The sequence below is a fragment of the Campylobacter sp. JMF_15 NE4 genome (assembly GCF_027737645.1).
Lineage (GTDB): Bacteria > Campylobacterota > Campylobacteria > Campylobacterales > Campylobacteraceae > Campylobacter_B.
The window spans coordinates 174,730-187,243 of sequence record NZ_JAOVTY010000001.1; the positions used below are offsets into that span (position 1 = coordinate 174,730).

At 41.5% G+C, this 12,514-nt stretch carries 14 protein-coding genes; 9 read left to right on the forward strand and 5 right to left on the reverse strand.

Features of this window, described 5'->3' with window-relative positions:
* Positions 1-53: 53 nt before the first annotated feature.
* The 4 genes from OFN98_RS00950 to mraY all read right to left on the reverse strand — a co-directional run bounded on the left by OFN98_RS00950 (position 54) and on the right by mraY (position 3,414).
* Entirely contained in the window at positions 54-203 is a 150-nt protein-coding gene (locus OFN98_RS00950) for a hypothetical protein (protein ID WP_270874071.1), read from the reverse strand.
* Complete coding sequence (locus OFN98_RS00955; RefSeq protein WP_270874070.1) at positions 191-781, reverse strand: hypothetical protein; 591 nt, start codon at positions 779-781, stop codon at positions 191-193. Before OFN98_RS00955 ends, OFN98_RS00950 begins: the two co-directional genes overlap by 13 nt.
* A gap of 341 nt (positions 782-1,122) precedes the next feature.
* Positions 1,123-2,343 carry a UDP-N-acetylmuramoyl-L-alanine--D-glutamate ligase gene (gene murD / locus OFN98_RS00960; protein ID WP_270874069.1) on the reverse strand — a complete coding sequence of 407 codons (1,221 nt, stop codon included), beginning with the start codon at positions 2,341-2,343 and terminating at the stop codon, positions 1,123-1,125.
* A 9-nt stretch (positions 2,344-2,352) separates the two neighbouring features.
* Positions 2,353-3,414: a phospho-N-acetylmuramoyl-pentapeptide-transferase gene (gene mraY, locus OFN98_RS00965; RefSeq protein WP_270866078.1), complete on the reverse strand. Its 1,062-nt coding sequence runs from the start codon at positions 3,412-3,414 to the stop codon at positions 2,353-2,355.
* A 147-nt stretch (positions 3,415-3,561) separates the two neighbouring features.
* On the opposite strand from mraY, the gene gpmI reads away from it, so the two are divergent.
* The 5 genes from gpmI to OFN98_RS00990 all read left to right on the forward strand — a co-directional run bounded on the left by gpmI (position 3,562) and on the right by OFN98_RS00990 (position 7,097).
* A complete protein-coding gene (gene gpmI, locus OFN98_RS00970) occupies positions 3,562-5,028 on the forward strand; it encodes a 2,3-bisphosphoglycerate-independent phosphoglycerate mutase (RefSeq protein ID WP_270874068.1) in 1,467 nt (488 codons plus the stop codon).
* An 18-nt stretch (positions 5,029-5,046) separates the two neighbouring features.
* Positions 5,047-5,205 carry a hypothetical protein gene (locus OFN98_RS00975; RefSeq protein WP_270870572.1) on the forward strand — a complete coding sequence of 53 codons (159 nt, stop codon included), beginning with the start codon at positions 5,047-5,049 and terminating at the stop codon, positions 5,203-5,205.
* A gap of 79 nt (positions 5,206-5,284) precedes the next feature.
* A complete protein-coding gene (gene fabG, locus OFN98_RS00980) occupies positions 5,285-6,028 on the forward strand; it encodes a 3-oxoacyl-ACP reductase FabG (protein ID WP_270872417.1) in 744 nt (247 codons plus the stop codon).
* A 127-nt stretch (positions 6,029-6,155) separates the two neighbouring features.
* On the forward strand, positions 6,156-6,770 hold the full coding sequence (locus tag OFN98_RS00985; protein ID WP_270874067.1) for a hypothetical protein: 615 nt from the start codon (positions 6,156-6,158) through the stop codon (positions 6,768-6,770).
* Between the two features lie 102 nt (positions 6,771-6,872).
* Positions 6,873-7,097: a hypothetical protein gene (locus OFN98_RS00990; RefSeq protein ID WP_270874066.1), complete on the forward strand. Its 225-nt coding sequence runs from the start codon at positions 6,873-6,875 to the stop codon at positions 7,095-7,097.
* A gap of 446 nt (positions 7,098-7,543) precedes the next feature.
* Here OFN98_RS00990 and OFN98_RS00995 read toward each other — a convergent pair whose 3' ends face one another.
* Positions 7,544-8,524, reverse strand: a complete 981-nt coding sequence (locus OFN98_RS00995; RefSeq protein ID WP_270874065.1) for a helix-turn-helix transcriptional regulator — start codon at positions 8,522-8,524, stop codon at positions 7,544-7,546.
* Positions 8,525-8,641: 117 nt separating this feature from the next.
* Here OFN98_RS00995 and acpP point away from each other — a divergent pair, with 117 nt between their 5' ends.
* The 4 genes from acpP to rho all read left to right on the forward strand — a co-directional run bounded on the left by acpP (position 8,642) and on the right by rho (position 12,474).
* Positions 8,642-8,875 (forward strand): acyl carrier protein, encoded by a 234-nt coding sequence (acpP, locus tag OFN98_RS01000; RefSeq protein ID WP_270859356.1) that lies wholly within the window; start codon positions 8,642-8,644, stop codon positions 8,873-8,875.
* A gap of 29 nt (positions 8,876-8,904) precedes the next feature.
* Positions 8,905-10,119, forward strand: coding sequence for a beta-ketoacyl-ACP synthase II (locus tag OFN98_RS01005; protein ID WP_270874064.1), 1,215 nt, complete (start codon positions 8,905-8,907; stop codon positions 10,117-10,119).
* On the forward strand, positions 10,119-11,054 hold the full coding sequence (accA, locus tag OFN98_RS01010; protein WP_270861946.1) for an acetyl-CoA carboxylase carboxyl transferase subunit alpha: 936 nt from the start codon (positions 10,119-10,121) through the stop codon (positions 11,052-11,054). Before OFN98_RS01005 ends, accA begins: the two co-directional genes overlap by 1 nt.
* A 64-nt stretch (positions 11,055-11,118) precedes the next feature.
* Entirely contained in the window at positions 11,119-12,474 is a 1,356-nt protein-coding gene (gene rho, locus OFN98_RS01015) for a transcription termination factor Rho (RefSeq protein WP_270859359.1), read from the forward strand.
* Positions 12,475-12,514: the final 40 nt, after the last annotated feature.

Sequence of the window (12,514 nt, forward strand, 5' to 3'; positions counted from 1 at the left end):
AATTTGTCATTGCGAGAATTTTGCGTAAGCAAAATTCGTGGCAATCTACGAAATCAAAATTCCAAATTTGCAAATTTGCTGTCATTGCGAGGAGCGAAGCGACGAAGCAATCCAGTAAAATTTAAATTTTTAACGGCATCGCCAACAGAAGCCCCATTTGATACATTCTTCATAACATCAGAAGCAGTAGTCATTTTTCCCATTTTTTATCCTTTATTGAAAAATTTTGATTTATTTCTTTTTTGTATTCTTTGTTTAATAGAAAAGTTAGAAAGATAGATAATATAAGAAAAAAGAAGCCTAAATATAAAGCTACTTTTCTTTCAAAATGTAAATTTTTTAAAATTTTATCACTGACAGAATATATGATATTTCCATTGCAATCCTCTATTTTATGTATAAGGCTATGATGAAATTCTATAAAAACACATTGTTTATCGTAATATGCTTTGTATAATAGCCCTTTACTGCCACCTATATCATCTATAAATTGATACTTAAAAAAGTAATTATCAAATTTTGCCATACAATATGGTCCATGTTTAAAACCGCTTGGATAACAATTTAATTCTGTTATAATTCCACTAACAGCTGAAATATTGTTTTTACTGGGAACAGAAGTATAAGAAAACCAAAAACATATCGGCGTAAATGGAATAGCTAAAACCAAAGGAATAATTAAAATTCCAGTATAAACCTTTCTTTTATAAGGATAATTTATAAGTTCTTTAATTTTATTTATAATATTTTTTACATAATCCAATGGATTTTTAAATTTCATATTCTACCTTTCGTTTTTGTTGTCATTGCGAACGAAGTGAAGCAATCCAGAGAAATTCTGATAAATTTTAATCCACAAATGAATTTTGTTGAATTTTAAATTTTCTCTAAATTTTACTGGATTGCCACGCTCGTTGCACTCGCTCGCAATGACAGCAAATTTGCAAAATTTAAATTTTAAAGTCATAGATTGCCACGAATTTTGCTACGCAAAATTCTCGCAATGACAAACCTGGCGTAAATTTTGCCTAATAATTTGTCATTGCGAGGAGCGAAGCGACGAAGCAATCTACGAGCAAGAAATTTAAAATTTCTAAATTTGCAAAAATTTCGGCGCAGTGTTTAAAGGGCTAAATTTGCCACGCACTCTTTAAATAAATTTCCCCGTTGGGCGTAGCTTTTGAACTGATCTAGGCTAGCGCAGGCTGGGCTTAGGAGTGCGACTTCGCCCGCACCAGAGAAATTTTCATCTATTTTGGCGACTGCGTTTTTTAAAAATTCGCACCTAATGCAAGGAATTTTAAATTTTTCGCATAAATTTACGAGTTTATCAGTGTTCGAGCCAATCGCGTAAATTTTTAAATCATACGGCGCAAAGCTCGCAAAGAGTGGCTCCAAATCCACACCCTTATCATCGCCACCCAAGATTAGGTGGATTTTTTTGTCCTTGTAGCGTTTAAGGGCTTGCGCGCAAGCATCGATATTTGTGGCTTTTGTGTCATTTACCCACATGCGATTTTTTACATCAAAAAATTCTTCTAGTTTGTTTGCCTCGATTACAAATTCGTTCAAAACCTCCACGCTAGCGCGATCTGTGAGGATTTTTTCGATACAAAGGGCTAAGATAGCGTCTAGCAAAAACGGCGTTTTAAATGAAATTTTTTCAATTTCGATTTCAAATTTGGCCGCCAAATCTTTTTCGTATTCGTAGCAAATCACCCTTGCGCGCGAGTTTTTCACAGCCTCGCTACTGGCATACGCAGCCGGTATTAGTGCGACTGAACCCTCGCTCATAGCAAGAAGTGGCGAGAGTTTGACGCGCTCGTATTCGGCGAAACTGCCATGCCAGCTAAGATGATCTGGCGTGATTGGCAAAAGCGCATAAATTCCGGGGTGCGCGGTGCGTGTGTAGTGAATCGTAAATGAGCTAGTCTCTAATATCCAAATTTTCGCACTCTTGTCCAAAAGTGCGAGTGGCGTGCCTACATTTCCGCCCATAAGTGAGCCGTTGCTGGCTAGGAGGTGCTGTGTCATCTGCGTGGTTGTGGTTTTGCCATTTGTCCCGCTAATCCAAATTTTAAAAGGCGCAGTATTTGCGAAATAATCATACTCGCTGATTAAATTCCTAGCGGTTTTTACTAGATTATGCTCTTTGGGAAATCCTGGGCTTGGGATTTCTAGCTCGCTTTTTGCGGGATCAAAAAGGCAAGGAGCCAAAAGCGCGTTGTCAAATTCGTCAAATTTGACCTCGTCAGCTTTGAAATTATCATCGTAAATGTCCCAACCACCGCTTTTTGCTAACGCTTTTGTAGTGGTGCCGTGTCCAAAGAGTGATTTTTTCATTTTTTTTCCTTATCTTAATTTTATCGAAGTTAGCGCGATTAAATTTGCCATTAGCGCGATTATCCAAAAGCGAATTATGATTTTGTTTTCACTCCAACCTTTCAGCTCGAAATGGTGATGAATAGGCGCCATGAGAAAAATTCGCCTTTTAAACATTTTAAAGCTTCCAACCTGCAAAATCACGCTCAATGTCTCCATTACAAAGACAAATCCGATTATAATTAGCAAAAATTCATTTTTTGTCACAATCGCGCAGTATCCCAAAAACGCCCCCACGCTAAGACTTCCACTATCGCCCATGAAAACTTCGGCTGGGTAGCAATTAAACCACAAAAACCCAAAAAGTGCGCCGATAAGGGCTGCGATGATGATACTTAGCTCGCCCACACCAGCGATTTTTGGCAAAAATAGGTATTGCGCATAAATCGCGTGTCCGCACAAATAGGCAAAAATGCCAAGGCTAGCTAGCGAAAAAACAGAGGGAATCGTGGCTAACCCGTCAAGGCCGTCGGTTAAATTTACGGCGTTTGAGCTCGCGCTGAAAACTATCATCCAAAATACAATGGCGAAAAATTCTAAATTTATTATGTGATTTTTCACGAAAGGCAAATACAGCTCGCCACCAAGCGGACTGAAAATATACAGCGTAAATGAAATCCCCAAAGCTAGGGCGTTTTGGAGTAAAAGTTTGGTTTGCGGGCTAAGTCCTGCGTGGTTGGAGGCACCCAAAATTTTAGACAAATCGTCCTTAAATCCTATCGCGCAAAACCCAGCTAGCGTAATTAACCCACAAGTTGTGAAAATGCTAAATTTCACGCACAATGCACTCGCCACAATCGCTGAGAAAACAAAGACAAGTCCGCCCATTGTGGGGGTTTTGGACTTTTTTTGGTGCGTTTGCGGGGCTAGGTCGTAGATAGGCTGGGAGGCGTTTTTGGCTCTGGCCCAAGATATGAATCGTGGCATTAGATACACGCTTAAAATAAAAGCTATGAAAAACGCGATTCCAGCGCGCGCTGTGGTGTATTGAAAGAAATTTATATTTGTGATTTGGTAGATATAATATAACAAAATTTGCCTTTTAAATTTTATTTTAAAACCGATTATTTTAATACTTTCTTTGTAAAATTTAGCTTTTAAATTTTAAATTTTGTGATTTTTGCTAAAAAAAAGTATAATGCGACATTTCAATGTCCGCATTGAATTTAGGAGAAAATTATGAAACAAAAAACAATTCTTGTGATAACTGACGGCATAGGTTGCAACCAAAGTGCCGAATTCAACGCCTTTGCCGCAGCCAAAAAGCCGACTTACGATATGCTTTTTTCATGCGTGCCAAATACGCTACTTCGCACATCTGGGCTTGCAGTGGGCTTGCCTGAGGGGCAAATGGGAAACTCTGAGGTCGGGCACATGACGATTGGAAGCGGTCGCGTGCTGTATCAAAATCTAGTCAAAATTGATAAAATGATAGAAAATGACACCCTAAAAACTGCGCCAGAAATCGTAAATTTGCTAAAAATTTGCCCTAGGGTGCATGTCATAGGGCTTTATAGCGACGGTGGCGTGCATTCGCACATGCGCCATTTCGACGCGCTTTGCCAGATAGCAAAAGACGCTGGCGCGCAGGTTTTTGCCCATGCTATCACTGACGGACGCGATGTAAGTCCCACAAGCGGGGCAGGGTTTTTGGAAGCTTTGAAAGCGAAATTTAGCGTAGGAAGCGTTTGTGGGCGGTTTTATGCTATGGATAGGGACAATCGCTGGGAAAGGGTGCAAAAGGCCTATGCTGCGCTAATGGGCGAGGGTGAGAAGCAAAAAATCTCCCCAAGCGAGTATGCTCGCAAAAGCTATGAGAAGGGCATTACGGACGAATTTATCGAGCCAGCGATTTTTGGGGAATTTGACGGGATTAGAGAAAATGACGGAATTATTTTTGTAAATTTCCGAAATGATAGGGCGCGTGAGATTTGCCAAGCTTTGAGTATGGAGGATTTCGCGGGATTTGAGCGTAAATTTTGCGTGCGAAATTTAATCACCATGACAGAATACGACGCGAAATTTCCATTTCCAATCATCGTCAAAAAGGACATTTTGCAAAATACTCTTGCCGAAGTTATCGCGGACGCGGGACTTAGACAGCTTCACACTGCCGAGACCGAAAAATACGCCCATGTTACATTTTTTTTCAACGGCGGCAGCGAAGAGTGCGTGCAGAACGAAACCCGCATTTTAATCGACAGCCCAAAGGTCGCGACCTATGATTTGTGCCCTGCTATGAGCGCGCATGCTGTGTGCGAGGCTGTGATAAAGGGCATAGAGGGGGGCGAGGATTTTATCGTGGTAAATTTCGCTAACGGCGATATGGTTGGCCACACGGGCAACTTCGACGCTGCGGTTAAGGCAGTCGAGGCGGTAGATGAGTGTCTGGGTAAAATTTACGCTAAGGCAAAGGAATTTGATTACGCTTATGTGCAAATTTCAGATCACGGCAACTGCGAGCAAATGCGAGGGGCACAGGGCGAGCTTCTCACAAATCACACGACTTTTGATGTGTTTTGCTTCGTAAGTGCGCAGGGCGTGAGCGAGTTGAAGCAGGGTTTTGGGCTTAGCAATGTCGCACCAACTATCTTAAAGCTAATGGGGCTTGAAATTCCAGCGCAAATGGACGAGGCGCTGTTTTAAGATTGTAAAAGGGTAAAAATGCAAAATTTGATTGACAACTTCATATCTGGCTTGGAGGCGAAATTTTGGGATATTCATATACCTTATGAAAACTGGGGCAATTTTTTAGGCTATGATATGAGTAATATATTTGCCGTAATTGTGATTTTTGCATTTTTATACATAATCTGGCGCTGAAATTTTTCAAATAAAGAGCGAAAATGCTTTATTTACGATAACCCGCTATAATGCGCAAATTTCTCAAAAAAGGATTAAAATGAAATTTAGTGGAAAAAATGTCTTAATCACAGGCGCAAGTAGAGGAATCGGCGCAGATATCGCCAGAGTGCTAGCTAGCATGGGGCTTAAAGTGTGGATCAACTACCGCTCAAAGCCTGAGCTAGCCGACGCGCTTTTAGAAGAAATTCGAGCAAATGGCGGCGAGGGTGCTGTGGTGAAATTTGACGCGACAAACGAAGCTGAGTTTATCGAAGCGATAAATGCGATAATCGAGTGCGACGGCGAGCTAAGCTACCTCGTAAATAACGCAGGTATCACAAACGACAAACTAGCCCTTCGTATGAAGCTCGAAGACTTCACTGGCGTAATCGACGCGAATTTGACCTCGGCTTTTATCGGCTCACGCGAGGCGCTAAAAGTGATGAGCAAAAAACGCTTCGGCGCAGTCGTAAATATCGCCTCAATCGTCGGCGAAATGGGAAATGCAGGGCAGGTGAATTACAGCGCGAGCAAGGGCGGTATGATAGCGATGAGCAAGAGTTTCGCCAAAGAGGGTGCGAGTCGCGGAGTGCGCTTTAACTGCGTAACACCGGGCTTTATCGCTACTGATATGACAGACGCTCTAAGCGATGAGGTCAGAGCGAACTACGAGGCAAATATCCCGCTTAAACGCTTCGGAAGCGCGCAAGATGTGGCGCATGGCGTGGCGTTTTTGCTTAGCGATTATGCTAGCTATATCACCGGCGATGTGCTTAAAATCAACGGCGGACTTTATATGTAACCAAATTTTGCCGAATTTTCGGCAAAATTTTAAATTTTCTTCTTAAAATTCTACATTTTTGTTTTTTGACACAATATGACAAAAAATCCATGTAAAATTGCTCCAAATCAAAAACAAGGAGCAAAAAATGGAAATTTCACTCACAAGAGCGTTGGCCCAGATTAAGTTGATTGATAAAAAGTTGCAAGGCGGGGATTACAAATTAGCCAAAGTCGCGATAAACGGCGTTTTGGTAAATGCTAGCAACCAAACTCCGCAAGATTTCTTAAAATACGCTAATGGCGTGCTGGATAGCAGGGCGGATTTGCGCAAGAAAAAACGCGCGCTAAAAGGCGCAGTTGCCAAGGCAAATGTGCAAAACACCATTAAAATCGGCAAAGAAGAGCTATCTATCATCGAGGCTATCGAATACAAGGGCATTGTGAGCGCCTGGATCGATGAATTATCTATGATGATTGCTTACCTTGATGAGGCGGCGAAAATCAAGGAAAAAGAGGAAGCCAAAACCGAGGAAAAGGCGCAAAAAACGCTAGAATCTATCTATGGCACAGTCAAAAATACCTTGCCAAAAGATACGATCGAACAAACTCTAAAAAGCTTCCGCGATGCCTATAAAATCGAGATTATCTCGCCACTTACTTTGGAAAAAGCGATTGCGCAAAAAGACGAGCTAGTCACGCTTTTAAGCGAGATTGATTTGAGTCTGTCTGAGATCAACGCAAAGACGATGATAAAAATCTAAAAAATCGGTTGGTGCGTGAGTAGTGGTCGGTGGAAAAACAGGCGGTATGTGCTAGGGAGCTCTTAGATACCGCCTGTGAATTTTAGTAGAAAGGAAAAAGCTATGAATGTAAATTTTACGCCTATGTTTGTGCTTATTCCAGACAGTGAAGTTGATTTTTTTAAAAAAGTTTTGGAAAAATTTGGCTTCAAAATCAAAGATATGTATGATGATAATGATTTTGGAAAAATACAAATGGCGACAACTGAGGCAATTTATAAGATGATGAACGATAAAAATGTGGATAGAAAAGTGGAGTTAAACAAAATGTTTAGTGCGCTTGACTAGGCGCAAATTACCGTCCTATCGAGCATATCGAAAACGAGTGAAAAAGGAAACCAAGCAAGTGCCACTTGGTAAAAAACGGCATCTCAATAAAACTATAAAGGTCTGCTAAATCTTTGTTAGGGTCGGCTGAAAACCCGTCTGGCTCATAACCAGAATCAGATTATTATCTGAGCCGATTAAAGTGCAAAATTTATAGTTTAAAATGCAAAGATTAAATATCAAATTTAGTTTGCGCAAAGTTGAAATTTTATGGCGTTTGCGAGTTTTGCGACGCCTTTAAAGTTATTTAAAAATCCTAGGTAAGGTTTTATAAGTTTTTTTCCTTGATCTTGCTTGTTTGGACTAGGCTGATATGCTCGCTAGGGCAGTAGTTTGGGGGGCAGAAATGAAACAGAATTTCGCCTATTTGCGCAGGGAATTTAGCCTGAATTTGCCATTAAATTTGGCTAGGAATTTGGTTTTTGTGGCGGGAGTTTTCCGTGCGTGTTTGCGTAAAATTCCCTAGCTATGCCCTTTACGATACCTTCTAGTTTGCGCGGGGCTAGGACTTTTATGCGCGGAAGCCATTGCTTGATGATGTTTAAAATTTCGCCGAAATTTGTCACGCTAAATTCGACATTTATGCTCCCGTCATCGTTTTCGCAAATGATTTCTTGGGTGGGGTAGAATTTTTTGAGCCTGAAATACTTGGCGTGCTCTTGCGGGATTTGCAAAATTACTTTGATTAAATTCGCCCTGAAATTCGGCGAATAGCTTGCCCATGGCGAGTTTATGAAATGCAAAAAATCTAGGTAATTTTGATCTCTCTTAAACTCTTTTCCGCTAAATTCGACCTCGCTCATCATCGCGATTCGAAAAATCACATGCGCGTGCTTGTGCGGGCGTTTTTGCAGGCCTGCGAGATAGAAATTTTGCTCCATAAACATTATTTTATACGGCTGGATTGTAAAGTGCGAAATTTTGCCCGCGTTTGTGTATTTAAAGGAAATTTCTTTTTTATAAGTTATCGCGCGCTCTAAAATTTTAAACACTTCCCGCCTAGCAAAAATCTCCTCGTAAGGCTTGTGTTTAAAGATATATGGGCTCTCATCTAGGTTTTTTAAAATTTTATCTTGCATGGATTTGCTTAAATTTTTCGAAATTTCTAGGCTGGATTTGTGAGAGAGTTTTATGATTTCTTTAAGCATAAAAAATTCGCTCGAATTTAGCATATTTTCAAAAATCGCTTTTTGCGAGCTTTGGTAATTTCCGCCCCCTAAATGCACGAAAATATCGCCAAAAATTTCTTTGATGACCTCCAAATCTCGCCTTAGCGTGCGCTCGCTGACGCTGTATTTATCCGCTAAATTCGCCAGATTTAGCACACTGCCTTTTTGCAAATCATATATGATTTCGATCACGCGTTTGACCGAGCTATCTTTACTCAAAATTTAACTCCAAATTTTATAATGTCAGGGCGCGTATTATAGTAAAAATGTTTAAATTTCGATACTTTAAGCAAACTTATTATAATATAACGAGTTATTTTTTTAAAGGAGTTCCAAATGGCAGCATTTGAAGATGTAAGAGATGTAGTTGTGGAGCAACTTAGCGTTGCACCTGATCAAGTAAAACCAGAAGCAAAAATTATCGAAGATTTGGGCGCTGATTCATTAGATGTAGTTGAGCTAGTAATGGCTTTGGAAGAGAAATTTGGCATCGAAATTCCAGATAGCGAATCAGAGAAATTAGTAACAATCGGCGATGTCGTAAGCTATGTAGAAAGCTTAAATAAATAATTTAAATTTTAAATTTTAAGGAATTGATCTTGAAAAGAGTCGTAGTAACCGGAATTGGCATGATTACAGCCCTTGGCCTTGATAAAAAAAGTAGTTTCGAAAATATTTGCAGCGGAAAAACCGGAGTAGGCAAGATTACACTTTTTGATGCGAGCGAATTTCCAGTTAGCATAGCAGCCGAAGTTAAGGATTTCGATCCTAGCGTGGTTGTCGAAGACGGTAAAGAGATCAAGAAAATGGATAGATTTATTCAACTAGGACTAAAAGCTGCCGCAGAGGCTATGGCCGACGCCAAATTTAGCGAATTTGACGCTGATGAGTTTGGTATCAGCTCAGCTGCTGGAATCGGCGGCTTGCCGAATATTGAGATCAACTCAAATGTCTGTTTGCAGCGTGGTCCTAGGAGAATTTCTCCATTTTTTATCCCATCTGCACTAGTAAATATGCTAGGCGGATTTATTTCTATTTATCACAATCTCAAAGGTCCAAATTTAGCCAGTGTTACAGCTTGTGCGGCATCTACTCACGCTATCATCGAGGCGGCGAAAACTATCCAAGTCGGTGAAGCGAAAAAAATGTTAGTCGTTGGCGCTGAGGCTGCGATTTGCCCTGTCGGTATCGGTGGATTTGCTGCTATGAAGGCACTTTCTACTAGAAATGACGATCCTGAGCATGCAAGCAGACCGTTTGACGGGGAGAGAAATGGCTTTGTTATGGGAGAGGGCGCGGCTGCGCTTGTTTTAGAGACTTACGAGGACGCAGTTGCAAGAGGGGCTAAAATTTATGGCGAGCTTATCGGATATGGTTCTAGCGGTGATGCGTATCATATCACTTCGCCTACGCTTGATGGTCCGCTTCGCGCTATGAAAAAGGCCTATAAAATGGCTGGCGAACCAAAGGTTGATTATATCAATGCTCACGGCACATCTACTGCGGTAAATGACAGAAACGAAACAGCGGCTCTAAAAGAGCTATTTGGCGCAAATGTCCCGGCTGTAAGCTCTACAAAGGGTCAAATCGGGCATTGTCTTGGAGCAGCTGGTGCGATCGAGGCAGCGGTTGCCCTACTAGCTATGGAAAGTGGAATTATCCCTCCTACAATCAATCAAATTTCAAAAGATCCAGAGTGTGATTTGGACTATGTCCCAAATACTGCGCGCAAAGCACAGATTGATTGCGTTATGAGCAACAATTTCGGCTTTGGTGGCACAAACGGATCTGTAATCTTCAAAAGAGTGAAATAATGGCAAGTTATCTTGATTTTGAAAAATCTATTAAACAAATAGATGATGATATCGCCAACGCAAAAATTCGTGGCGATGAGGACGCGGTTGAGATTTTAAACAAAAATTTAGAAAAAGAGGTCGCTAAAATTTACAAAAATCTTAGCGAATACCAACGCTTGCAACTAGCCCGCCACCCAGATCGTCCTTATGCGATTGATTATATCAGAGCGCTTTTAAAAGACGCTCACGAAATCCACGGTGATCGTGCGTATCGCGATGACGCGTCGATTGTGTGCTACCTAGGTATCATCGGCACACGCAAAATCGTCGTAATCGCAGAACAAAAGGGTCGTGGCACAAAAAACAAATTAAAGCGAAATTTCGGTATGCCTCACCCAGAAGGTTATCGCAAGGCTCTAAGAGTGGCGAAATTAGCCGAAAAATTTAATCTGCCTATTTTATTTTTAATCGACACTCCGGGTGCATATCCTGGAATCGGCGCCGAAGAGCGCGGACAAAGCGAGGCAATCGCGCGAAATTTATACGAACTTAGCAATCTACGCACTCCAACAATAGCCGTAGTTATCGGCGAGGGCGGAAGCGGTGGCGCGCTAGCTATCGGCGTAGCTGATAAATTAGCAATGCTACAAAACTCAATCTTTTCAGTTATTTCGCCTGAGGGCTGTGCGGCGATTTTGTGGAACGATCCAGAAAAAAGCGAAGCAGCGACAAAGGCGTTAAAGATTACCGCTGAGGAGTTAAAAGAGCTTGATCTAATCGACGATGTCATCGAAGAGCCTAAAATGGGCGCTCACAGAGACAGAGACGCCACAGCGAAACTGCTAGGAAACTATGTTTTAGCCGAGCTTGACAAGCTAGCAAATCTCTCAATCGATGAGATTATCACTCGCAGACAACAAAAAATTCTAAAATTTGGTGCGTTTAAGGAATAAAATTTTATAATTACAGCTACCTTTTACCGCCAAATTTTAAATCTTCAAATTTCAAAGAGGAACAATGGAAAACACTAAGGAAAATTCAACCCAACAGACCCAAACCGCCCCACAAGCACCAAATCACACGAAAAAAGTTCATGCTAAAACTCATGTCCCAGTAGAGGGATATCAAATCGAAGAGCTTCGCGCTATGGATTTAGAAAACCTTGTCGCAATCGCTGATGAGCTAGGTGTGGAAAATTCTCGCGAATTTCGCCGCCAAGAGCTCGTGTTTGAGATACTTCGCATGCAGACAAAACAGGGTGGATTTATTTTATTTACCGGAATTTTAGAGGTTACACCTGAGGGATACGGCTTTTTGCGAGGAATCGATTCAAACCTTAGTGACAGCGCAAATGACGCCTATGTCAGCCTAAGCCAAATTCGCAAATTTGCCCTTCGTGTGGGCGATATCGTCACAGGACAGGTCAGAGAACCAAAAGATCAAGAGAAATATTACGCGCTTTTAAAAATCGAAGCGATTAATTACAAATCAATCCAAGAAGCCAGAGAAAGACCGCTTTTTGACAACCTTACTCCGCTTTTTCCAACTGAAAAATTACAGCTCGAATACGATCCGATGAAGCTAACTGGTCGCGTGCTAGACCTTTTTACGCCGATTGGCAAGGGTCAAAGAGCGCTTATCACGGCTCCGCCTCGCACAGGTAAAACCGAGCTTATGAAGGAGCTGGCAAACGGAATTACGAGAAATCACCCAGAGGTCGAGCTTTTGGTGCTTTTGGTAGATGAAAGACCAGAAGAGGTTACCGATATGGAGCGCAGTGTGCGTGGAGAGGTGTTTAGTTCGACTTTCGATCAGCCTGCGTTTAACCATGTGCGCGTGGCTGAGCTGGTGATCGAAAAGGCAAAACGCGCCGTCGAAATCGGCAAAGATGTGGTGATTTTGCTCGATAGCATTACTCGCCTTGCGCGCGCTTACAACACCGTAACCCCAGCTAGCGGTAAGGTGCTAAGCGGTGGTGTCGATGCCAATGCACTTCACAAACCAAAACGCTTTTTTGGAGCGGCACGAAATATCGAAAACGGCGGATCGCTTACTATCGTGGCGACTGCGCTAATTGAAACTGGCTCACGCATGGACGATGTGATTTTCGAGGAGTTTAAAGGCACTGGAAATAGCGAGATTATCTTAGATAGAAATATCAGCGATCGCCGAATTTACCCAGCGATTAATATCACAAAATCAGGCACGAGAAAAGAAGAGTTGCTCCAAGGTGCGCAAAATTTGCAGAAAATTTGGGCTATTCGCTCTGTGGTTTCTACGATGGACGATGTCGAGGCACTGAAATTTTTATACCCAAAAATCCTAAAAACCAAAAACAACGCAGAACTTTTATCGATTATGAACGAGCAGTAGAAATTTTGCTTTTGCCTTTTGGCAAAAGCAAAATTTTTGA

Bases quoted from the DNA above. Each gene is read 5' to 3' on its own strand.
- OFN98_RS00950 (WP_270874071.1), bottom strand. From the start codon at position 203: ATGGGAAAAATGACTACTGCTTCTGATGTTATGAAGAATGTATCAAAT.
- OFN98_RS00955 (WP_270874070.1), bottom strand. From the start codon at position 781: ATGAAATTTAAAAATCCATTGGATTATGTAAAAAATATTATAAATAAA.
- murD (WP_270874069.1), bottom strand. From the start codon at position 2,343: ATGAAAAAATCACTCTTTGGACACGGCACCACTACAAAAGCGTTAGCA.
- gpmI (WP_270874068.1), top strand. From the start codon at position 3,562: ATGAAACAAAAAACAATTCTTGTGATAACTGACGGCATAGGTTGCAAC.
- OFN98_RS00975 (WP_270870572.1), top strand. From the start codon at position 5,047: ATGCAAAATTTGATTGACAACTTCATATCTGGCTTGGAGGCGAAATTT.
- fabG (WP_270872417.1), top strand. From the start codon at position 5,285: ATGAAATTTAGTGGAAAAAATGTCTTAATCACAGGCGCAAGTAGAGGA.
- OFN98_RS00985 (WP_270874067.1), top strand. From the start codon at position 6,156: ATGGAAATTTCACTCACAAGAGCGTTGGCCCAGATTAAGTTGATTGAT.
- OFN98_RS00990 (WP_270874066.1), top strand. From the start codon at position 6,873: ATGAATGTAAATTTTACGCCTATGTTTGTGCTTATTCCAGACAGTGAA.
- acpP (WP_270859356.1), top strand. From the start codon at position 8,642: ATGGCAGCATTTGAAGATGTAAGAGATGTAGTTGTGGAGCAACTTAGC.
- accA (WP_270861946.1), top strand. From the start codon at position 10,119: ATGGCAAGTTATCTTGATTTTGAAAAATCTATTAAACAAATAGATGAT.
- rho (WP_270859359.1), top strand. From the start codon at position 11,119: ATGGAAAACACTAAGGAAAATTCAACCCAACAGACCCAAACCGCCCCA.